This is a genomic window from Martinezella lusitana (assembly GCF_014207095.1).
GTDB classification, from domain to species: domain Bacteria; phylum Pseudomonadota; class Alphaproteobacteria; order Rhizobiales; family Rhizobiaceae; genus Rhizobium; species Rhizobium lusitanum_B.
The window spans coordinates 804,242-822,836 of sequence record NZ_JACHBG010000001.1; the positions used below are offsets into that span (position 1 = coordinate 804,242).

21 protein-coding genes are annotated in these 18,595 nt (G+C 59.8%); 17 read left to right on the plus strand and 4 right to left on the minus strand.

Annotated features, from left to right (window positions below):
• Window positions 1-13: 13 nt before the first annotated feature.
• From rpmD to GGD46_RS03950, 9 genes are all read left to right on the plus strand, one after another.
• Window positions 14-226, plus strand: coding sequence for a 50S ribosomal protein L30 (gene rpmD / locus GGD46_RS03910; protein WP_004118415.1), 213 nt, complete (start codon window positions 14-16; stop codon window positions 224-226).
• Window positions 227-243: 17 nt separating this feature from the next.
• Entirely contained in the window at window positions 244-714 is a 471-nt protein-coding gene (gene rplO, locus GGD46_RS03915) for a 50S ribosomal protein L15 (protein WP_092844941.1), read from the plus strand.
• 224 nt (window positions 715-938) lie between these two features.
• A complete protein-coding gene (gene secY / locus GGD46_RS03920) occupies window positions 939-2,279 on the plus strand; it encodes a preprotein translocase subunit SecY (RefSeq protein ID WP_184701952.1) in 1,341 nt (446 codons plus the stop codon).
• Entirely contained in the window at window positions 2,276-2,926 is a 651-nt protein-coding gene (locus GGD46_RS03925; protein WP_184701954.1) for an adenylate kinase, read from the plus strand. The genes secY and GGD46_RS03925 overlap by 4 nt, the downstream gene beginning before the upstream one ends.
• 217 nt (window positions 2,927-3,143) lie before the next feature.
• Complete coding sequence (gene rpsM, locus GGD46_RS03930; protein WP_004118424.1) at window positions 3,144-3,512, plus strand: 30S ribosomal protein S13; 369 nt, start codon at window positions 3,144-3,146, stop codon at window positions 3,510-3,512.
• Between the two features lie 131 nt (window positions 3,513-3,643).
• Entirely contained in the window at window positions 3,644-4,033 is a 390-nt protein-coding gene (gene rpsK, locus GGD46_RS03935; protein ID WP_004118426.1) for a 30S ribosomal protein S11, read from the plus strand.
• Between the two features lie 103 nt (window positions 4,034-4,136).
• The gene (locus tag GGD46_RS03940; protein WP_037152076.1) at window positions 4,137-5,147 is read left to right on the plus strand and encodes a DNA-directed RNA polymerase subunit alpha; all 1,011 of its coding nucleotides are present in this window, start codon (window positions 4,137-4,139) and stop codon (window positions 5,145-5,147) included.
• Between the two features lie 47 nt (window positions 5,148-5,194).
• Window positions 5,195-5,617: a 50S ribosomal protein L17 gene (gene rplQ / locus GGD46_RS03945; protein WP_184701956.1), complete on the plus strand. Its 423-nt coding sequence runs from the start codon at window positions 5,195-5,197 to the stop codon at window positions 5,615-5,617.
• Between the two features lie 269 nt (window positions 5,618-5,886).
• Complete coding sequence (locus tag GGD46_RS03950; RefSeq protein WP_184701958.1) at window positions 5,887-6,285, plus strand: DUF2809 domain-containing protein; 399 nt, start codon at window positions 5,887-5,889, stop codon at window positions 6,283-6,285.
• A 13-nt stretch (window positions 6,286-6,298) separates the two neighbouring features.
• On the opposite strand, the gene GGD46_RS03955 is transcribed toward GGD46_RS03950, so the two are convergent.
• Window positions 6,299-6,817: a DinB family protein gene (locus GGD46_RS03955; protein WP_184701960.1), complete on the minus strand. Its 519-nt coding sequence runs from the start codon at window positions 6,815-6,817 to the stop codon at window positions 6,299-6,301.
• A 70-nt stretch (window positions 6,818-6,887) separates the two neighbouring features.
• Between GGD46_RS03955 and GGD46_RS03960 the strand changes: the two genes are divergently transcribed.
• The 5 genes from GGD46_RS03960 (at window position 6,888) to GGD46_RS03980 (ending at window position 11,322) form a co-directional block, all read left to right on the plus strand.
• Window positions 6,888-7,511, plus strand: coding sequence for a TetR/AcrR family transcriptional regulator (locus GGD46_RS03960; RefSeq protein ID WP_184701962.1), 624 nt, complete (start codon window positions 6,888-6,890; stop codon window positions 7,509-7,511).
• A gap of 164 nt (window positions 7,512-7,675) precedes the next feature.
• Entirely contained in the window at window positions 7,676-8,152 is a 477-nt protein-coding gene (locus tag GGD46_RS03965; protein WP_184701963.1) for a MarR family winged helix-turn-helix transcriptional regulator, read from the plus strand.
• Entirely contained in the window at window positions 8,149-10,221 is a 2,073-nt protein-coding gene (locus GGD46_RS03970; RefSeq protein ID WP_184701965.1) for an FUSC family protein, read from the plus strand. Before GGD46_RS03965 ends, GGD46_RS03970 begins: the two co-directional genes overlap by 4 nt.
• 4 nt (window positions 10,222-10,225) lie before the next feature.
• Entirely contained in the window at window positions 10,226-10,435 is a 210-nt protein-coding gene (locus GGD46_RS03975; protein WP_028753951.1) for a DUF1656 domain-containing protein, read from the plus strand.
• Window positions 10,432-11,322: an HlyD family secretion protein gene (locus tag GGD46_RS03980; protein ID WP_184701967.1), complete on the plus strand. Its 891-nt coding sequence runs from the start codon at window positions 10,432-10,434 to the stop codon at window positions 11,320-11,322. The genes GGD46_RS03975 and GGD46_RS03980 overlap by 4 nt, the downstream gene beginning before the upstream one ends.
• A 33-nt stretch (window positions 11,323-11,355) precedes the next feature.
• Here the strand turns inward: GGD46_RS03980 and msrQ are convergent, their stop codons facing one another.
• Together msrQ and msrP are read right to left on the minus strand one after the other, a co-directional pair.
• Window positions 11,356-12,009 (minus strand): protein-methionine-sulfoxide reductase heme-binding subunit MsrQ, encoded by a 654-nt coding sequence (msrQ, locus tag GGD46_RS03985; protein WP_409527659.1) that lies wholly within the window; start codon window positions 12,007-12,009, stop codon window positions 11,356-11,358.
• Complete coding sequence (gene msrP, locus GGD46_RS03990) at window positions 12,009-12,959, minus strand: protein-methionine-sulfoxide reductase catalytic subunit MsrP (RefSeq protein WP_184701969.1); 951 nt, start codon at window positions 12,957-12,959, stop codon at window positions 12,009-12,011. Before msrP ends, msrQ begins: the two co-directional genes overlap by 1 nt.
• Before the next feature lie 339 nt (window positions 12,960-13,298).
• On the opposite strand from msrP, the gene ilvD reads away from it, so the two are divergent.
• Window positions 13,299-15,137: a dihydroxy-acid dehydratase gene (ilvD, locus tag GGD46_RS03995; protein ID WP_184701971.1), complete on the plus strand. Its 1,839-nt coding sequence runs from the start codon at window positions 13,299-13,301 to the stop codon at window positions 15,135-15,137.
• A gap of 212 nt (window positions 15,138-15,349) precedes the next feature.
• Here the strand turns inward: ilvD and GGD46_RS04000 are convergent, their stop codons facing one another.
• Complete coding sequence (locus tag GGD46_RS04000) at window positions 15,350-15,697, minus strand: lysozyme inhibitor LprI family protein (protein WP_184701973.1); 348 nt, start codon at window positions 15,695-15,697, stop codon at window positions 15,350-15,352.
• A gap of 175 nt (window positions 15,698-15,872) precedes the next feature.
• Between GGD46_RS04000 and GGD46_RS04005 the strand changes: the two genes are divergently transcribed.
• Window positions 15,873-17,276 (plus strand): DegQ family serine endoprotease, encoded by a 1,404-nt coding sequence (locus tag GGD46_RS04005; protein WP_184701975.1) that lies wholly within the window; start codon window positions 15,873-15,875, stop codon window positions 17,274-17,276.
• On the plus strand, window positions 17,273-18,589 hold the full coding sequence (locus GGD46_RS04010) for a replication-associated recombination protein A (protein WP_184701977.1): 1,317 nt from the start codon (window positions 17,273-17,275) through the stop codon (window positions 18,587-18,589). Before GGD46_RS04005 ends, GGD46_RS04010 begins: the two co-directional genes overlap by 4 nt.
• Window positions 18,590-18,595 lie beyond the last annotated feature (6 nt).

The following is an 18,595-nucleotide window of genomic DNA, read 5'->3' on the forward strand; positions in this document are numbered from 1 at the left end:
GGGAGTTTGACCTATGGCCAAGACGACCAAGAAGGCTGAAGCTAAGGCGACCGTTACGGTCGAGCAGGTTGGCAGCCCGATCCGCCGTCCGGATGTTCAGCAGAAGACGCTGATCGGTCTCGGACTGAACAAGATGCACCGTCGCCGCACGCTGGAAGATACCCCGGCTGTTCGTGGCATGATCCGTGCTGTCCAGCATCTCGTTCGCATCGTCGACGAGAAGTGAGCCGGAGGTAATTCGCTATGAAACTGAATGAGATCAAGGATAACGAAGGCTCGACCCACAGCCGCAAGCGCCTCGGCCGCGGCATCGGCTCCGGCTCCGGTAAGACCGGTGGCCGTGGTGTAAAGGGTCAGAAGTCCCGTTCGGGCGTTGCGATCAACGGCTTTGAAGGCGGTCAGATGCCCATCTACCGTCGCCTGCCGAAGCGCGGCTTCACCAACATCTTCGCTGCTGACTACGTTGTCGTATCGCTGGAGCGCATCCAGGCTGCCGTCGATGCCGGCAAGCTCGATGCCAAGAACACCATTGATGCTGCTGCCCTCAAGGCTGCTGGCGTGATTCGCCGCGTCAAGGACGGCGTTCGGGTTCTCTCGGACGGCGAACTGAAGGCGAAGGTAACGCTTGAAGTTGCAGGCGCTTCCAAGTCTGCTGTTGAAAAGATCGAGAAGGCCGGCGGTTCCGTCAAGCTGCTCGCATCTGTCGCAGAATAATATGATCAATAATCGCCCGAGGTGCTTCACTTCGGGCGATTTTGCTCCCATATGTGAGCCTCACGAACCTGAACGATGCGGCAGTGTCTTTCCGGTCTATAACGGGAACCAAGGGTGAGGCGTCCGATTGCATCGCAATCCGTCCAAAGCCCGGCTTTTGAACAATTTATTTACTGATTCCGGACCCGGCCGATTATGCCGGAATTGGTAATGCGGAGATTTGCATGGCTTCTGCAGCGGAACAATTGGCGTCCAATCTCAATTTTTCGACCTTTGCCAAGGCCGAGGATCTCAAGAAGCGCCTGTGGTTTACGCTCGGCGCTCTCCTCGTTTATCGGCTCGGTACACATATTCCGCTTCCAGGTTTGAATCCTGCTGCCTATGCCCAGGCTTTCCATAACCAGTCGGGCGGCATTCTCGGCCTCTTCAACATGTTCTCGGGCGGCGCTGTACAGCGCATGGCGATTTTCGCGCTCGGTATCATGCCTTATATTTCGGCCTCGATCATCGTTCAGCTGATGACGTCGGTCGTCCCGTCGCTCGAAAACCTGAAGAAGGAAGGCGAGCAGGGCCGTAAGATCATCAACCAGTACACCCGCTACGGTACGGTGCTGCTCGGCGCGTTGCAGGCCTACGGCATTGCGATCGGCCTTGAGCATGGCAACGGCGTTGTGGTCGATCCGGGCTGGTTCTTCCGCATTTCCACCGTCATTACGCTGCTCGGCGGCACGATGTTCCTGATGTGGCTCGGCGAGCAGGTGACCTCGCGCGGCATCGGCAACGGTATTTCGCTGATCATTTTCGCCGGCATTGCCGCCGGTCTGCCGACCGCTCTTGCAGGCACGCTCGAACTCGGCCGTACCGGTGCTCTGTCGACGGGTCTGATTCTCGCCGTTCTGGTGGTCGCCGTTCTGGTCATCGCTCTCATCGTCTTCGTAGAGCGCGCCCAGCGTCGCCTTCTGATCCAGTATCCGAAGCGTCAGGTCGGCACCCGCATGTTCCAGGGCGACACGTCGCACCTGCCGCTGAAGCTCAACACCTCGGGCGTTATCCCGGCGATCTTCGCATCGTCGCTGCTCCTGCTGCCGGCAACGGTCGCCGGTCTCGGCAACAACACCGCGCTTCCGACCTGGGTCACCTCGATCGTCGCGGCGTTGGGTCATGGCCAACCCGTCTACATGGTGTTCTACGCGGCGCTGATTGCTTTCTTCGCCTTCTTCTACACTGCGCTGGTCTTCAATCCGAAGGACACGGCCGACAATCTGAAGAAGCATGGCGGCTTCATTCCAGGCATCCGTCCGGGTGAGCGCACCGCCGAATATATTGATTATGTGCTGACCCGCATTACGGTCATCGGCGCGATCTATCTCGTCTTCGTCTGCATCCTGCCCGAAATTCTCGTGTCCCAGACCGGTATTCCCTTGTCTCTGGGTGGCACTTCGCTTCTGATCGTGGTTAGCGTAACGCTGGATACGGTGGCGCAGATTCAGGGTCACCTGATCGCACAGCAATATGAAGGCCTGATCAAGAAATCGAAGTTGCGTGGAGGAAAGAGGGGGCGATGAGACTCATACTTTTAGGGCCACCGGGTGCAGGTAAGGGGACCCAGGCCCAGCGTATCGTGGAGAAGCACGGCATTCCTCAGCTCTCCACAGGTGATATGCTGCGTGCGGCCGTTCAGGCTGGTACGGAAGTTGGCAAGCGCGCCAAGGCCGTCATGGATGCTGGCAAGCTCGTCTCCGACGAGATCGTCAATGCGATCGTCTCTGAGCGCATTGATCAGCCGGATTGCGCCAGGGGGTTCATCCTCGACGGCTTTCCGCGTACCTTGGTACAGGCTGATGCCACCGAGCAGATGCTCAACGCAAAGGGGTTGGAGCTTTCCGTCGTCATCGAGCTGAAGGTTGATGACGCTGAACTGATTCGCCGCGTCTCCGGCCGTTATTCCTGCTCGAACTGCGGCAGCGTCTATCACGACACTGACAAGGTTCCGGCAACGGCGGGTGTCTGCGACAAATGCGGTTCGACGCATTTCAAGCGTCGGCCTGACGACAATGCCGAGACGATGGCGACGCGCCTCCAAGTCTACTACAAGGAGACCTCGCCGCTGATCGGATACTATTATGCCAAGGGCAAGTTGCAGAGCATCGACGGCATGGCCGATATCGAGCATGTGACTGATAGTATCGAAGCTATCCTGGCTAAGCTTTGAGTAGCCTAAAATAAACTGGCTGGAGCGGTTGCTTTTTTGCACTGATTCCGCTAAACACCGCGCCAACTCGCGACATGCTATGCGATCGGCGCGGATTTCCAACGGGGAAGTCCGGCACGGTCGTTTTGACATGTTACGGACTCACATCGAACAAGCAGCTCCCGGGCTGCATAACAAGACCCTTTGCCAAGGCAAAAGGAATGCAAGGAGAACAGGCGTGGCTCGTATCGCTGGCGTCAACATCCCGACTGCAAAGCGCGTAGTTATTGCGCTTCGTTACATTCACGGGATCGGACCGAAGTTTGCACAGGAAATCTGCGAGAAGGTCGGTATCCCGGCCGAGCGTCGCGTCAACCAGTTGACGGATGCTGAGGTTCTGCAGATCCGCGAAACCATCGACCGTGACTATCAGGTCGAAGGTGATCTGCGTCGCGAAACCGCGATGAACATCAAGCGTCTGATGGACCTGGGTTCTTACCGTGGCCTGCGTCATCGTCGCGGCCTGCCGGTTCGCGGTCAGCGCACCCACACCAATGCTCGTACCCGCAAGGGCCCGGCAAAGGCGATCGCTGGTAAGAAGAAGTAATTTCCGGGAAGCCGGAGGTGGGAGGCTGGCGGTCCGCCGGCCTCTTTTGAGTTTGAAGCGGCGCTCAATGAGTGTCGTTTCGGTGTAGCCGCTGGCATTACGGCGGTGCAGAGATCCAAGAAAGGACTAACATGGCCAAGGAAGCCGTACGCGTTCGTCGTCGCGAGCGTAAAAATATCACGTCGGGCGTCGCACACGTCAATTCGACCTTCAACAACACGATGATCACCATCACCGACGCACAGGGCAACGCGATTGCCTGGTCGTCCGCTGGTGCTAAGGGCTTCAAGGGTTCGCGCAAGTCGACCCCGTTCGCTGCCCAGATCGCTGCTGAAGACTGCGCCAAGAAGGCTCAGGAACACGGCATGAAGTCGCTGGAAGTTGAAGTTTGCGGTCCGGGCTCCGGTCGTGAATCCGCTCTGCGCGCGCTCCAGGCTGCTGGTTTCATGATCACGTCGATCCGCGATGTGACCCCGATCCCGCACAATGGTTGCCGCCCGCGCAAGAAGCGTCGCGTCTGATCATCGCCACTCACGACACCGGCCGGGGTAGATGCGCCTGGCTTGGTGTTACTCAAGCTCGGTTGTCACGATTGGATGGTGACAACGAACGGAAGGCAAAAATATGATTCAGAAAAACTGGCAGGAACTGATCAAGCCCAACAAGGTCGAGTTCACCTCGAGCGGCCGCACCAAGGCAACGCTCGTGGCCGAACCGCTGGAGCGTGGCTTCGGTCTTACCCTCGGCAACGCGCTGCGCCGCGTTCTGCTGTCTTCTCTGCGCGGTGCCGCTGTAACGGCGGTGCAGATAGACGGCGTGCTGCATGAGTTCTCCTCTATCCCGGGCGTCCGGGAAGACGTGACGGACATCGTGCTGAACATCAAGGAAATCGCCATCAAGATGGACGGCGATGACAGCAAGCGCATGGTCGTGCGCAAGCAGGGCCCAGGCGTTGTAACGGCTGGCGACATTCAGACGGTCGGCGATATCGAAATCCTCAACCCCGAGCATGTCATCTGCACGCTCGACGAGGGCGCCGAAATCCGCATGGAATTCACCGTCAATAACGGCAAGGGCTATGTCCCGGCCGAGCGTAATCGTGCGGAAGATGCTCCGATCGGTCTCATCCCGGTCGACAGCCTTTATTCGCCGGTCAAGAAGGTGTCCTACAAGGTAGAAAATACCCGCGAAGGACAGGTTCTCGACTACGACAAGCTGAGCATGTCGATCGAAACCGACGGTTCGATCAGCGGTGAAGATGCAGTCGCTTTTGCGGCCCGCATCCTTCAGGATCAGCTTGGCGTGTTCGTCAACTTCGACGAGCCGCAGAAGGAAACCGAAGAGGAAGCAGTTACCGAACTCGCTTTCAACCCGGCGCTCCTCAAGAAGGTGGACGAGCTCGAACTGTCCGTTCGTTCGGCAAACTGCCTGAAGAACGACAACATCGTCTACATCGGCGACCTCATTCAGAAGACCGAAGCAGAAATGCTCCGCACGCCGAATTTTGGTCGCAAGTCGCTGAACGAAATCAAGGAAGTTCTCGCTTCCATGGGCCTGCACCTCGGCATGGAAGTGCCGGCATGGCCGCCCGAGAACATCGAAGATCTCGCCAAGCGCTACGAAGACCAATACTAACCAACAAACTGCAGGCTACGGATGCTTGCAAGTGAAGGAGAATAGCAATGCGCCACGGTAAAGCCGGCCGCAAGCTGAATAGAACCGCTAGCCACCGTAAGGCGATGTTCGCCAACATGGCAGCTTCGCTCATCACCCATGAGCAGATCGTCACCACGCTCCCGAAGGCGAAGGAAATTCGTCCGATCGTCGAGAAGCTGGTAACCCTCGGCAAGCGCGGCGACCTGCACGCTCGTCGTCAGGCCATCTCGCAGATCCGCGACGTAGCTGTCGTTTCGAAGCTGTTCGACGCGATTGCAACGCGTTACGCCACCCGCAACGGCGGCTACCTGCGTATCATGAAGGCCGGCTTCCGCCAGGGCGACAATGCCGCTCTCGCAGTTGTCGAGTTCGTCGATCGCGATACCTCTGCCAAGGGCGCAGCCGACAAGGCTCGCGTTGCTGCCGAGGAAGAAGCTGCAGCCGCTTAAGGCGAGCTTCGGGTAAAACATTGAAGGCCGGATGAGCGATCGTCCGGCCTTTTTGTTTGCAGCGTAGAAGCAGTCGCTCGTTCCCGCTGTTGTGAGAGAGGCGGTATTGCACGCTGGGGCGATACGCCGATTATCTGTAGAGGGTGGTACTACAACATCGGCCCGAAAATCGGCATCGATTTTCGGAAAGCTTGATGCGTAGATTCAAGGAGATAGAGCGTCTTTGTGCTTCCGAAAGGAAGCACGACGCTCTAGGTGTGAGGCGGGACATGATACGCAGAAGAATATCTCCGTTTCTGGCGTGCCTGCTGACCATCGCTTTTGGCCTCGTGCTCAGGCGGTTCGGATATGCCGTTCATTTGCCGTTCGAGATCGTCAAATATGGTGGTTCGATATTGTGGGGAGCCATGGTCTACTGGCTGCTGGCCACGGCCTTGCCCGGCGCGCGCCGTATCACGACCACCTCAGCGGCGATGATCGTCGCCGCGCTTGTCGAATTTTCCAGGCTTTGGCACATGCCCGCGTTGGATGCATTTCGATTGACCACGGCCGGAGCCTTGTTGCTGGGGCGAGTATTCTCGCCCTGGAACATTCTGGCATATGCAATCGGTATCGCGGCAGCTCTCGCGCTGGATTGGGCGCTGTCGAAGCGGGAACGCTTTGCTTGACGTCGGCTGCGCGTCATTCCGCAGCCGCCGAGAGCCGGCGTGACGGATCGGCGCGGTGAAGATGAACCGCAAGCGTGTCCCAGGGTGGCGTCACGGAAAGCTGCGCCAGGATGCGGCCGATCTCGCCTCTGTGGTAACCTCCATGCGTGACGACATGGAGAAGCATCTCCTCACGCGTCATGCAGCCCCGGTCTCCATCAGTGAACGTGAACGGCAGAGCTTCTGAAAGAAGTGGCGCGCTGATCGTTTCGATATATCGCAGATACCATTGGTCTGATGCCGTAAGCGCTGCAAGAAGGTCGGGCAGGGTGGGTGGTTCAGGTGAATTGTCATCTTGGTATCCGTGCTCGCGCCCAGCAAGATGTGCGGCGAATATCCGGGCGACGATCAGCGAGTGATTCATTAGACGCATGCAGGCGAGACGCTCCCTGCCATGCTGTTCAGGATCGAGGCGGTCGATGGCGTCGAGCAAATCCTCATTCGCCCAGGCTTGATAACGGAAAAGCGTTCGCAGCACAGACATTTCACTCATGGACCTTTGCCCTTTCTTTGGCCGGAGAAATGCGAGTAATCTGTTCATATTTTCCGGAAGTGAGGGATGCATGTCTACTCGCATTAGAAAGCCACGTTCGCTGATGCGCAAAGAGCCGAGCCAAGCGCGGTCGCGGGCAACGGTGGAGGCGATCATCGAATCGGGTGCTCGCGTTTTGGCCGCTCGTGGATGGGCAGGATTTACGACGAACACCGTTGCTGTTGTCGCCGGGATCAGCATTGGTTCGCTCTATCAGTATTTTCCGGACAAGCTTTCTTTGGTCGAAGGCATAAGGCGGAGGCATTTCGCTGATGTCCTAGCCGTTCTGCGGCGGGCGACGGTCGTTGGCATGCCGTTACGATATAATGTCGAGACTCTCGTTCAGGGCATGATCGATGCTCACGGCGTGAACCCACAACTGCACAGGGTGCTTCTGGATGAGGTCCCGGGAACGGAGGGATCTAGATCCGCGCATGAAGCGTTCCTCGAGGAGTATCAGCGCCATTACAAGCGTTTCGTCGCGGTCAATCGCGGAGACGTTTCGAGCGCATCGGACGATGTCCTCGCACAGCTTCTATCCGGTGTCGTTGAGGGCGTGATCCACAGCGGTGCGCGAAGAGATACGTTGCATTCGCCAGAGTTGAAACAGGAACTGGTCAGGATGATCTGCTCCTATTTCGGCGCCGTCGAATGACGGGAGGCTCTGCCACCGACGGGCGCGCGGCCGCAGAGCACCTGTGATCGCGCCAAATTTGGCTTGCCGCCAATCATTTCGCGCATAGCTGCCTTTCCCGTTTCAGATGGCGCTTCGCATCATAATAATTTGAATGCTAATTAGTTTGGTGCTAATAAGTTCCTATGAAACGGTTAATCGCCCTGCAACGCATCTTCACCGCCAATCTGCTGACGACTGGCCGCCAATGGCGTCGTGTCGTTGATCTCGCGCTGAGTTCCTATGGCATATCGGAGGCCGCGGCTGCGCCGCTGCTTTGGATTGGCCGATTGGGAGGCGGTGTGCGGCAGGTGGCTCTTGCCAACTATGTCGGTATCGAAGGCCCGTCTCTGGTCCGGCTGCTCGATCAGCTCGAAAGCATGGATCTGGTCATTCGCAAGGATGATCCGACGGATCGTCGTGCCAAGGGCCTATGGCTGACGCCGGAAGGCGAGGTGCTGGCAGCTCGCATGGAAGACGCCCTCGACGAATTGCGTGGAAATATCCTTGGCAAAGTCGATCCGGCTGATCTTGAAGCTGCCGTCCGCGTTCTGAAGGCCTTCGAAGAATTCGAGACGTGGAAGGCCGTCGCCGCAGAACAGGAGTCGGAGAAGGTCCAATGAGCATTCCGTCCTGGCGCGATTGGCTGTTTTCGGTCAAGGCCTTCATCGCGGCGATCTTGGCGCTGTTCATCGCGCTGTCGCTGGATCTGCCGCGCCCTTATTGGGCGATGGCTGCCGTTTATGTCGTCGCCAACCCACTTGCCGGCGCGACCAGTTCCAAAGGGCTCTATCGTGCGCTCGGCACGCTGATTGGTGCTACCGCATCGGTGATCCTCGTGCCGCTCTTCGTCAATGCGCCGGAGCTGCTCTCCGTCGTCGTCGCTCTCTGGACCGGCACGTTGCTTTTCATCTCCATGCTGGATCGTACCTCGCGCAGCTATGTCTTCATGCTCGCCGGTTATTCGCTGCCGTTGATTGCGCTTCCGACCGTCGGCGCGCCTGAAACGGTATTCGATGTCGCGCTTTCCCGTTCCGAGGAGATCATCATCGGTATCGCCAGCGCCAGCATCGTCAGCGCCATCGTCTTTCCGAGCAGCGTCGGCACGACCCTCGGTCAGCGCATCGGTTCCTGGCTGGATGATGCCGGCACCTGGGCCGATGAAATCCTGCGCGGCGAGGGCGCGTCTCCCGCTACGCCGCTGAAGCGCCAGAAGCTGGCTTCCGATGTCACGGGTCTCGATCTCGTCATCAGCCAGCTCAAGTATGATGCGGGTAGCCGTGACATCGTCAGGCATTCCCGCGAGCTGCGCGGCCGTCTCTTAATGCTGCTGCCGCTCTTCTCGTCTCTCGCCGATCGTCTGCATGCGCTGAAGGCCGGCGAAAAGCCTTTGCCGCAGGAACTGGTTGCGGTCCTGAACGATGTTGCCGATTGGCTCGGGCAGGGCGGTCGCGGCAAGGCTGACGATACCGCCAATACCCTGTCGAAAAAGATTGAGGAACTGCAGCAGAACGACATTGATCTCGGCTGGGACGATCTTGTCCGGTCGAGCGCGCTGGATCGCCTGAAGGAGATCGTCGATCTCTGGCAGGATTGCCTGACGCTGCGCGACCAGATCGCGTGTGGGCAGCAGGTCGGCACATGGCGACCCGCTTTCCGTCACCGCAATGTCGTGGGTCACATCAGACACTATGACTATGCGCTGTTGGCCTTCTCGGCCAGCGTGGTCGTCGTCGGCATCGCCGTTGCCTGCCTCTTCTGGATCTATTCCGGATGGCAGGATGGCGCCGGTTTCGTCACCATGGCCGCCGTCGCCTGCTCGTTTTTCGCCGCGCTCGATCGGCCGGCGCCATTCATCACCTCGATGTTCGTCTGGTGCGCAGTGAGCCTTGTTATCGCTAGCATCTACATCTTCGGCATATTGCCGTCGATCTCCGGCTTCGAGATGCTCGTGCTGGCCTTCGCTCCACCCTTCCTCGTCATGGGCCTGCTGATCCCGCGGCCGCAGACCAATATGCTCGCCATGCTGCTGGCGGTGAACGGTGCGACCTTCATCGCATTGCAGGATCGTTATACCGCTGATTTTGGCGCTTTCGCCAATAGTGCGGTCGCAGCTCTGGCGGGCGTCGGTTTCGCCTTGGTCTGGACCCTGCTGACGCGTCCGTTCGGCGCCGAACTTGCCGCCTGGCGGCTGGTGCGGGCTGGCTGGACCGATCTTGCCGACACCGCCGCCGGTATTCGCCGCGCCGATCATGAGCGCCTGTCCGGCCGCATCCTCGATCGCCTGGGCCAGCTCGTGCCGCGCCTCGCAAGCATCGAGGACCGCGAGCTGAAGAAAGTCGACGGCTATGCCGACGTCCGCCTCGGCTTCAACGTTCTGATGCTGCAGAAGGAGCGTGGCCAGTTGAAATCAGCGGCTGCCGCATCCGTAAGCGAAGTCCTGATCGGCGTTTCGGATTTCTATCGCTCACGGCTGAAGGCCAAGAGCGCCATCGACCCGTCCGACGAATTGCGCGTCTCGATCGACCGCAGCCTGCAGGCGGTGGCGCAGGAAAAGCGGCACGCCGGCCGCGCGAGCCTCGATGCTCTCGTTGGCCTTCGCCGCGCACTTTTCCCTCATGCCGAGCCGCCGGCGAGCTGGCGACCGCCCGTATCCGACACCACTCAACCACTTCCCATTGCCGCCGAGTAATATCATGCCCGCAGAATTCGATCTTTATGGCGTCTACATCCCACGCCTTCTCGTTCTCATGCTCGTGACGCTGTTCGCCGTCATCATCCTTCGACGCCTGCTCGCATGGATCGGAGCCTACACTCTGGTCTGGCATCGCGGTCTTTTCGATCTCGCGCTTTACGTCCTTTTGCTCGGCGCCATTTCCTCTGTCTCTCGTTGGTACTTCACATGAACGCGTTCAAACTCATCGGCCGTGTGGCCGTCACTCTCATCTTCGTCGTTGCTGCCGTCTATGTCGGCCGTCAGCTGTGGGGCCACTATATGGATGAACCCTGGACGCGCGATGCGCGCTTGAGGGCTGATGTCGTCGGCATTGCACCTGATGTCTCTGGCCTCGTCAGCGACGTCCTCGTCAAGGACAACCAGACCGTCAAGAAGGGCGAAGTTCTCTTTCGCGTCGATCGCGATCGCTTCGCCATTGCGCTCGAGCAGGCGGATGCGGCACTTGCAAGCAGCAAGGCCGCTCTCGAACAGGCTCGCCGCGAGAACGACCGGCAGGGACGCCTTGGCGACGCTGCCTCCATGCAGAAGAAGGAACAGGCGCAGACCGCCGAGGAGCAGGCCGAAGCCTCTCTGCGCCAGGCAACGGCCAATCGCGAACTCGCTCAGCTGAACCTCGATCGCTCTGAGGTTCGCGCCACCGTCAACGGCACGATTTCGAACCTCAGCCTGCGTCCGGGCGATTACGTCGCCGCCGGCACCGCTAAGGTCGCGCTGATCGACACCGACTCCCTGCGCGTCGAGGGCTATTTCGAGGAAACCAAGCTGCCGCGCATTCATGTCGGCGATGAGGTTGCCATTCATCTGATGGGCCAGGCCGAAAAGCTGACCGGCCACGTCGAAAGCATCGCTTACGGCATCGAGGATCGCGAACGAACCTCCGGCAGCCTCCTTGCCAACATCACGCCGACCTTCAGCTGGGTGCGGTTGGCTCAGCGCGTGCCGGTGCGCATCGCGCTCGACAAGGTGCCCGACGGCACGAAGCTGATCGCCGGCCTCACGGTGACCGTCGAGGTGCAGGAGAAGGGGCAGCCGAAAATCGCCAGCGCGGCTGACTGACCTGAAGGTTTGAAAAGATCAGGGCGGCCGCCTTCAGGCCGCTCTGGAACTTGAGGCTGCAACTGGCCTGCGCGCAGCTCGCCGCCTCTCCATCATGATTGGCCGATAAGACCGGTAGAGGATCATCGCGATCAGCAGGCCGATATAGATGAACTGCTCGAGCGACAGTACCTTGGTCGACAGGGCGAAGTGCAGGGCGCCACAGGCGGCGATGATATAGACCAGACGGTGCAGCCAGATCCATGTCTTGCCGAGTTGCCGGATCGAGAAGTTGTTCGAGGTCACGGCAAGCGCCAGCAGCATGACGAGCCCCGCCATGCCGAACATGATGAAGGGCCGCTTCAGCACGTCGTCGATCACAGCCTGTACGTCCAGCGCCTGGTCGAGGACCATGTAGACGGTCAGATGCATCAGCGCGTAGTAGAAACAGAGCAGGCCGAGCGCGCGGCGATAGCGCAGATAGTTCCAGCCGAAGAGGTCGCGAAGCGGCGTAACTGCAAGCGTCAACAGCAGGAAACGGATCGCCCATAATCCAAGAAAAAGCTCGAAGGTTTTCACCGCATCGGCGCCGAGCTGGTCCGTCGCGCCGAGATAGAATTCCCATGCAGCCGGCAGAAGGCCGACAATGTAGAGCGCCCAGACGGAGGCGGATTGCCAACGCTTGGGGAGAGCGAAGGAGAGGGCCATCAGAAATTCACCCTGAGATCCATGCCGCTATAGAGGCTGGCGACCTGATCGGCATAGCCGTTGAAGGGCAGGGTGGGGTGGCGGTTGGAGCTGAAGAACCCGCCTTCGCCGATGCGACGCTCTGTCGCCTGGCTCCAGCGCGGATGATCGACGGCCGGATTGACGTTGGCATAGAAGCCGTATTCCTGGCTGTTGGTCACCTGCCATGTGTTCAACGGCTGCTTGTCGGTGAGGGTAATACGAACGATCGACTTGATGCCTTTGAAACCGTATTTCCACGGCACGACGAGCCGGATCGGCGCGCCATTCTGGTTCGGCAGGGTTTCGCCATAGAGGCCGACGGCCAGCAGCGTCAGCGGGTTGCGTGCCTCATCCAGCCGCAAGCCCTCGACATAGGGCCAGTCGAGCGATTGCAGCAGGCCGGATTGGCCCGGCATCTCCTCCGGCCGTACCACGGTCTCGAAAGCCACGTATTTGGCACTGCCCTGCGGCTCCACCTTGTCGAGCAGAGCCGAAAGCTGGAAGCCGTCCCAGGGAATGACCATCGACCAGGCTTCGACGCAGCGCATGCGATAGACGCGCTCTTCCGGCGGAAACTCCTTGATCAGCGCATCGATGTCGAACGTGCCGGGCTTGTTGACCATGCCGTCGACCTTGATCGTCCATGGCCGCGGCTTGAACTTGCCGGAGAGGTTGGCCGGGTCGGCCTTGTCGAGGCCGAATTCATAGAAGTTGTTGTAGGTAGTGACATCCTTGATCGGAGTCAGTTTCTCATTGACCGTATAATTGCTCTTGGTCGCCGTCAGCGCTTCAGCCATCGCCGCCTTATCACCAATCGCTGCCATGCCGATACCGGCCGCCGCGGCCGTCAGGAACTCGCGGCGCTTCAGGTAGACGGAGCGGGGGGTGATCTCGGATGAGGTGATTTTCGGCGGACGGTAGGAGGCCATGGAACAATTCCTCTATGCGGTAGCGGCTTCGATATCAGCGATACGCGGCAGGCACGGATTTTGTTACACTCTTAGGCTGGCATTTCTTTGGAAGTGAAAGCAACTTTTTGTGTGCGCTTGTGATCGGGCCGTTTCCGTCCCAAGTCTAGTCGAGCGATTTGTTTGATAGGACGCAGCCCTTGCCCGGCGGCGTACCGGATTCGCTCGAGTTGATAGTGACAGTATTGCACGATTGGATTAGGACAATTCCAAAAAGCGGAGTTGCCGGCGTCCCCTTCGGCCCGAAACCTTGGGCTCCTGCCGACGCCGCACAAATTCCAGGATGACGAGGAAGACACCATGCCAGCTTATCGTTCCAGAACCACCACCCACGGCCGCAACATGGCCGGTGCGCGCGGCCTTTGGCGCGCGACGGGCATGAAGGACAGCGATTTCGGCAAGCCCATTATTGCGGTGGTCAACTCCTTTACGCAGTTCGTGCCCGGTCACGTCCACCTCAAGGATCTCGGCCAGCTCGTTGCGCGCGAAATCGAAGCGGCCGGCGGCGTTGCCAAGGAATTCAACACTATCGCCGTCGACGACGGCATCGCCATGGGCCACGACGGCATGCTCTATTCGCTGCCGTCGCGCGAACTCATCGCCGATAGCGTCGAATACATGGTCAACGCCCATTGCGCCGACGCCATGGTCTGCATTTCGAATTGCGACAAGATCACTCCCGGCATGCTGATGGCTTCGCTGCGCCTCAACATCCCGACGATCTTCGTATCCGGCGGGCCGATGGAGGCCGGCAAGGTCGTGCTGCATGGCAAGAAGGTCGCTCTCGACCTCGTCGACGCCATGGTTGCTGCTGCCGACGACAAGATCAGCGATGAAGATGTTCAGGTCATCGAGCGCTCCGCCTGTCCGACCTGCGGCTCGTGCTCGGGCATGTTTACGGCCAATTCGATGAACTGCCTGACCGAAGCCCTCGGTCTGTCGCTGCCGGGCAACGGCTCGACGCTTGCCACTCACTCGGACCGCAAGGAACTCTTCCTGGAGGCTGGCCGCCGGATCGTCGCTTTGGCAAGACGCTATTACGAACAGGACGATGTGACGGCTCTGCCGCGGACGATCGCCAGCAAGGGTGCGTTCGAGAATGCCATGGCGCTCGATATCGCCATGGGCGGCTCGACCAATACTGTGCTGCATATTCTCGCGGCTGCCCATGAGGGCGAAGTCGATTTCACCATGGATGACATCGATCGCCTGTCGCGGCGCGTCCCCTGCCTTTCGAAGGTGGCGCCTGCCAAGGCCGACGTTCATATGGAAGACGTGCATCGCGCCGGCGGCATTATGGCGATCCTCGGTGAGCTGAACCGTGCCGGACTATTGAACGCCGATCTGCCGACCGTCCACGCCCCGACGCTGGGCGAAGCGCTGGCGCAATGGGATATCGCCGTTACTGACAACAAGGCAGCTCTGGAACTCTTCAGCGCCGCTCCCGGCGGTGTTCCGACACAGGTTGCCTTCAGCCAGAGCGCACGCTGGGAAGAGCTTGATCTCGATCGTGAAAATGGCGTCATCCGCGATGCCCAGCATCCCTTCTCCAAGGATGGCGGCCTCGCCGTCCTCAAGGGCAATCTGGCGCTCGATGGTTGCATCGTAAAGACGGCAGGCGTCGATGAATCGATCCTGAAGTTCTCCGGTCCGGCCAAGGTTTTCGAAAGCCAGGACGCTGCCGTCAAGGGCATCCTCGGCAACGAGGTTGTGGCTGGCGACGTCGTCGTCATCCGCTATGAAGGCCCGAAGGGCGGCCCCGGCATGCAGGAAATGCTCTATCCGACGAGCTATCTGAAGTCTAAGGGCCTCGGCAAGGCTTGCGCGCTCATCACCGACGGTCGCTTCTCAGGCGGCACTTCAGGTCTGTCGATCGGCCACGCTTCGCCGGAAGCTGCAAACGGCGGCACGATCGGCCTGGTCCGCCAAGGCGACATGATCGACATCGACATCCCGAACCGCACTATCAGCCTACGCGTCGATGACAAGGAACTTGCCGCTCGCCGCGAAGCACAGAATGCCAAGGGCTGGCATCCGGCCGAGCCGCGCAAGCGTAATGTGACCACGGCGCTCAAGGCCTATGCGGCCTTCGCCACGAGCGCGGACCGCGGCGCGGTGCGCGATTTGGGCGGCAAATAACCAAGCCCCTTCGCCCTGCGAAGCGGGGAGAAGGTGGACTCTCACGGTCGAGCGGAGCTCGGCCGTGAGAGGACGGATGAGGGGCCTCTTGGAGATTTGCCGCGACGGCAGAATTGGCCTAGGCGCGCTCGCCCCTCACCCTAGCCCTCTCCCCGCAGGCGGGGAGAGGGGATATCTCCGGTAAAGTCTCCAAGCCTTTGCAAACCAAATCCTTACAGCGGTCGGTTGATCTGCTTGTAGGCCTCGTTCAGCTGCTTCAGGCGCTCCTCGTAGGAAGATTTGAGACAACCCACGTCAGCGCTGCAGGACTGCCGCTTCTTCAACCACTCCGTCTGCTGATCCTGCAGTGTGCCGCGCGAGCCCATGGCGAGAAGGCCGGAGAGCAGGTCGAACGTCGTCACCATCTTCACGTCGGCATCGTTGAGCGCCCTGACGTCGCATATCGTCTTTTCGTCGGGTTTCAGGTTCTGCGCCTCGCAATCGAAGCTGGCGGCCTGTGAGGTGCCGGCTATACCGAAAGAGATCAGGAGGACGGTGGCGGCAAGATTGTTCAATCGCATGTCTGCTTCCCTTTTGACGATTCCCAACGCGAAATGCATGACAGCATGTTTTTGTTCAGCGAACCTGTTTTTTATCGCCGCAAACGTCCATTTATGCTTCATGCTTCCGCCCTCTTTTCTTTCTAGCGTCGGGCGCTACAACGTTGTTTCAAGAGCATTAAAGAAGGAAGTTTCCATGCAAGTCCTCCTGAAGCGCACCGCCGTTTCGATGATTGCCCTCATCATGGCGATGCCGCTTTCCGCCGAGGCGCAGACGGCGAAAACGCTGCCGCAAAGCCAGGTGCAGATGCAGCTTTCCTTTGCGCCGCTGGTCAAGCAGACCTCCGGTGCCGTGGTGAACGTCTATGCCGAGCGCGTGGTGCAGCGTCAGTCGCCTTTTGCCGGTGATCCCTTCTTCGAGCAGTTTTTCGGCCAGCGCATGCCGAATCGCACTGAGAAGCAGTCGTCGCTGGGATCGGGCGTCATCGTCGAAGCCAATGGCACCGTCATTACTAACAACCACGTCATCGACGGCGCGGACGATATCAAGATTGCACTGTCCGACGGCCGGGAGTTTCCGTGCAAGGTCGTCTTGAAGGACGATCGCGTTGATCTGGCCGTTCTGAAGATTCAGTCGAAGAACGAGAGTTTCCCGATTCTGCCGCTTGCCAATTCCGATGCGGTCGAGGTCGGCGATCTGGTGCTTGCGATCGGTAACCCGTTCGGCGTCGGGCAGACTGTTACGAGCGGCATCGTTTCGGCTCTCGCGCGAAACCAGGTGAAGAACGAGGTCGGTTTCTTCATCCAGACCGATGCGTCGATCAACCCCGGCAATTCCGGCGGCGCGCTGGTCAACATGGGTGGCGAGCTGATCGCCCTCAACACGGCCATCTTCTCGCAGGGCGGCGGCTCGAACGGCATCGGCTTCGCTATTCCCGCCAATCTGGTCAAGGTTTTCCTCGCCGCTGCCGATCGCGGCGACAAAGCCTTTGAGCGTCCCTATATCGGGGCCTCGTTCGAGCCGGTGACATCGGATGTCGCCGAGGCGCTTGGCCTGGACAAGGTGCGTGGCGCATTGGTGACCAAGGTCGTCGACGGCGGTCCGGCAGCCAAGGCCGGCCTGAAGCCGGGCGAGGTCATTACCGCGCTCAATAATATTCCGGTCGAACATCCGGATGCACTCGGTTACCGTCTGACAACGGCAGGGCTCGGCGCCACCGTTACATTGACGGTGCTTGATAGCGGTAAGGAACATCAGGCCACCATGACGCTTGCGGCGGCGCCGGAATCGACCCCACGCGACGAAAGGGTGATCGAGGGCAACAATCCCTTCGCCGGCGCGACCGTTGCCAATCTCTCGCCGCGCGTCGCCGATGATCTCCATATGCCGCCCGATTCGAGCGGTGTGGTGATCGAGAGCCTGAAGCCGAACTCGCCGGCTGATCGCCTCGGGTTTGCGGCGCGCGACATCGTCATTTCCATCAATGGCGTCGCCATCAACACGACGGAGGTTCTAGAGAAGACGGTCACTTCGAAGCCGAGCTTCTGGCGCGTCGAGATCGAACGTGACGGCCAGCGCATCCGGCAGTTCTTCCGATGAGCAACGACCTGTTTGCACCGCGAATACCGGAGGAGGTCGCCAACAAGCGGCCTCTGGCCGACCGCTTGCGGCCGCAAACCCTGGCTGAAGTCACCGGCCAGGAACATCTGACTGGCGAGGATGGTGTTCTGCGCCGGATGATAGAGGCGGGCTCGCTCGGGTCGATGATCTTCTGGGGACCTCCCGGAACGGGAAAGACCACGGTGGCCCGTCTGCTTTCGGGTGAGGCAGGTCTCGCCTTCGAGCAGATTTCGGCGATCTTTTCCGGAGTTGCCGATCTGAAGAAGGTTTTCGAGGCGGCTCGTTTGCGTCGCATGGATGGCCGTCAGACCCTGCTTTTCGTCGACGAGATTCATCGCTTCAATCGGGCGCAGCAGGATAGCTTCCTGCCCGTCATGGAAGACGGCACCGTCATTCTGGTGGGGGCGACGACGGAGAACCCGTCTTTCGAGCTCAACGCCGCTCTTCTCTCCCGCGCTCGTGTCCTGACGTTCCGCTCGCATGATGAGGAAAGTCTGGAGGAGTTGTTGCGCCGCGCAGAGGCGGTAGAGGCAAAGCCGCTGCCGCTGACTGACGATGCCCGTGCCAGCCTGATCCGTATGGCCGATGGTGATGGCCGTTCGGTGCTGACGCTTGCGGAAGAAGTCTGGCGTGCCGCACGCAGGGATGAGCGTTTCGATCCCGACATGCTGGTCAAGATCGTGCAACGCCGCGCTCCGGTCTACGACAAGGCGCAGGACGGGCACTACAATCTGATATCGGCGCTGCACAAGTCGGTTCGCGGTTCCGACCCGGACGCCGCGCTCTATTATCTCGCCCGCATGTTCGATGCCGGTGAGGACCCGCTTTATCTCGGACGCCGGCTGGTGCGTATGGCGGTGGAGGATATCGGGCTCGCCGATCCGCAGGCGCTTGTGATCTGCAACGCAGCCAAGGATGCCTATGATTATCTCGGCTCGCCCGAGGGAGAACTGGCGCTGGCGCAGGCCTGCGTCTATCTCGCCACCGCGCCGAAGTCCAATGCGGTCTACACCGCGTTCAAGGCAGCGACGCAGGCCGCCAAGCAGAATGGTTCGCTCCTGCCGCCCAAGCACATCCTCAATGCGCCGACGAAGCTGATGCGCACCGAGGGATATGGTGACGGCTATCGCTACGATCACGACGAGCCGGATGCGTTTTCAGGCCAGAACTATTTCCCGGAAAAGATGGGTCGCCAGACCTTTTATGATCCGCCGGAACGTGGCTTCGAGCGCGATATCCGCAAGCGGTTGGATTGGTGGGCGAAGCTGCGCAAGGAGCGCGGCGAGCGCTGATCTCTA

Excerpts from the sequence above, each read along its gene's own strand:
- rpmD (WP_004118415.1), top strand. The coding sequence starts at position 14 with ATGGCCAAGACGACCAAGAAGGCTGAAGCTAAGGCGACCGTTACGGTC.
- secY (WP_184701952.1), top strand. The coding sequence starts at position 939 with ATGGCTTCTGCAGCGGAACAATTGGCGTCCAATCTCAATTTTTCGACC.
- rplQ (WP_184701956.1), top strand. The coding sequence starts at position 5,195 with ATGCGCCACGGTAAAGCCGGCCGCAAGCTGAATAGAACCGCTAGCCAC.
- rpsK (WP_004118426.1), top strand. The coding sequence starts at position 3,644 with ATGGCCAAGGAAGCCGTACGCGTTCGTCGTCGCGAGCGTAAAAATATC.
- GGD46_RS03950 (WP_184701958.1), top strand. The coding sequence starts at position 5,887 with ATGATACGCAGAAGAATATCTCCGTTTCTGGCGTGCCTGCTGACCATC.
- GGD46_RS04010 (WP_184701977.1), top strand. The coding sequence starts at position 17,273 with ATGAGCAACGACCTGTTTGCACCGCGAATACCGGAGGAGGTCGCCAAC.
- GGD46_RS04000 (WP_184701973.1), bottom strand. The coding sequence starts at position 15,697 with ATGCGATTGAACAATCTTGCCGCCACCGTCCTCCTGATCTCTTTCGGT.
- GGD46_RS03975 (WP_028753951.1), top strand. The coding sequence starts at position 10,226 with ATGCCCGCAGAATTCGATCTTTATGGCGTCTACATCCCACGCCTTCTC.
- GGD46_RS03980 (WP_184701967.1), top strand. The coding sequence starts at position 10,432 with ATGAACGCGTTCAAACTCATCGGCCGTGTGGCCGTCACTCTCATCTTC.
- msrP (WP_184701969.1), bottom strand. The coding sequence starts at position 12,959 with ATGGCCTCCTACCGTCCGCCGAAAATCACCTCATCCGAGATCACCCCC.
- GGD46_RS03960 (WP_184701962.1), top strand. The coding sequence starts at position 6,888 with ATGTCTACTCGCATTAGAAAGCCACGTTCGCTGATGCGCAAAGAGCCG.
- ilvD (WP_184701971.1), top strand. The coding sequence starts at position 13,299 with ATGCCAGCTTATCGTTCCAGAACCACCACCCACGGCCGCAACATGGCC.
- GGD46_RS03970 (WP_184701965.1), top strand. The coding sequence starts at position 8,149 with ATGAGCATTCCGTCCTGGCGCGATTGGCTGTTTTCGGTCAAGGCCTTC.
- GGD46_RS04005 (WP_184701975.1), top strand. The coding sequence starts at position 15,873 with ATGCAAGTCCTCCTGAAGCGCACCGCCGTTTCGATGATTGCCCTCATC.
- GGD46_RS03940 (WP_037152076.1), top strand. The coding sequence starts at position 4,137 with ATGATTCAGAAAAACTGGCAGGAACTGATCAAGCCCAACAAGGTCGAG.
- GGD46_RS03925 (WP_184701954.1), top strand. The coding sequence starts at position 2,276 with ATGAGACTCATACTTTTAGGGCCACCGGGTGCAGGTAAGGGGACCCAG.
- rplO (WP_092844941.1), top strand. The coding sequence starts at position 244 with ATGAAACTGAATGAGATCAAGGATAACGAAGGCTCGACCCACAGCCGC.
- msrQ (WP_409527659.1), bottom strand. The coding sequence starts at position 12,009 with ATGGCCCTCTCCTTCGCTCTCCCCAAGCGTTGGCAATCCGCCTCCGTC.
- GGD46_RS03955 (WP_184701960.1), bottom strand. The coding sequence starts at position 6,817 with ATGAGTGAAATGTCTGTGCTGCGAACGCTTTTCCGTTATCAAGCCTGG.
- GGD46_RS03965 (WP_184701963.1), top strand. The coding sequence starts at position 7,676 with ATGAAACGGTTAATCGCCCTGCAACGCATCTTCACCGCCAATCTGCTG.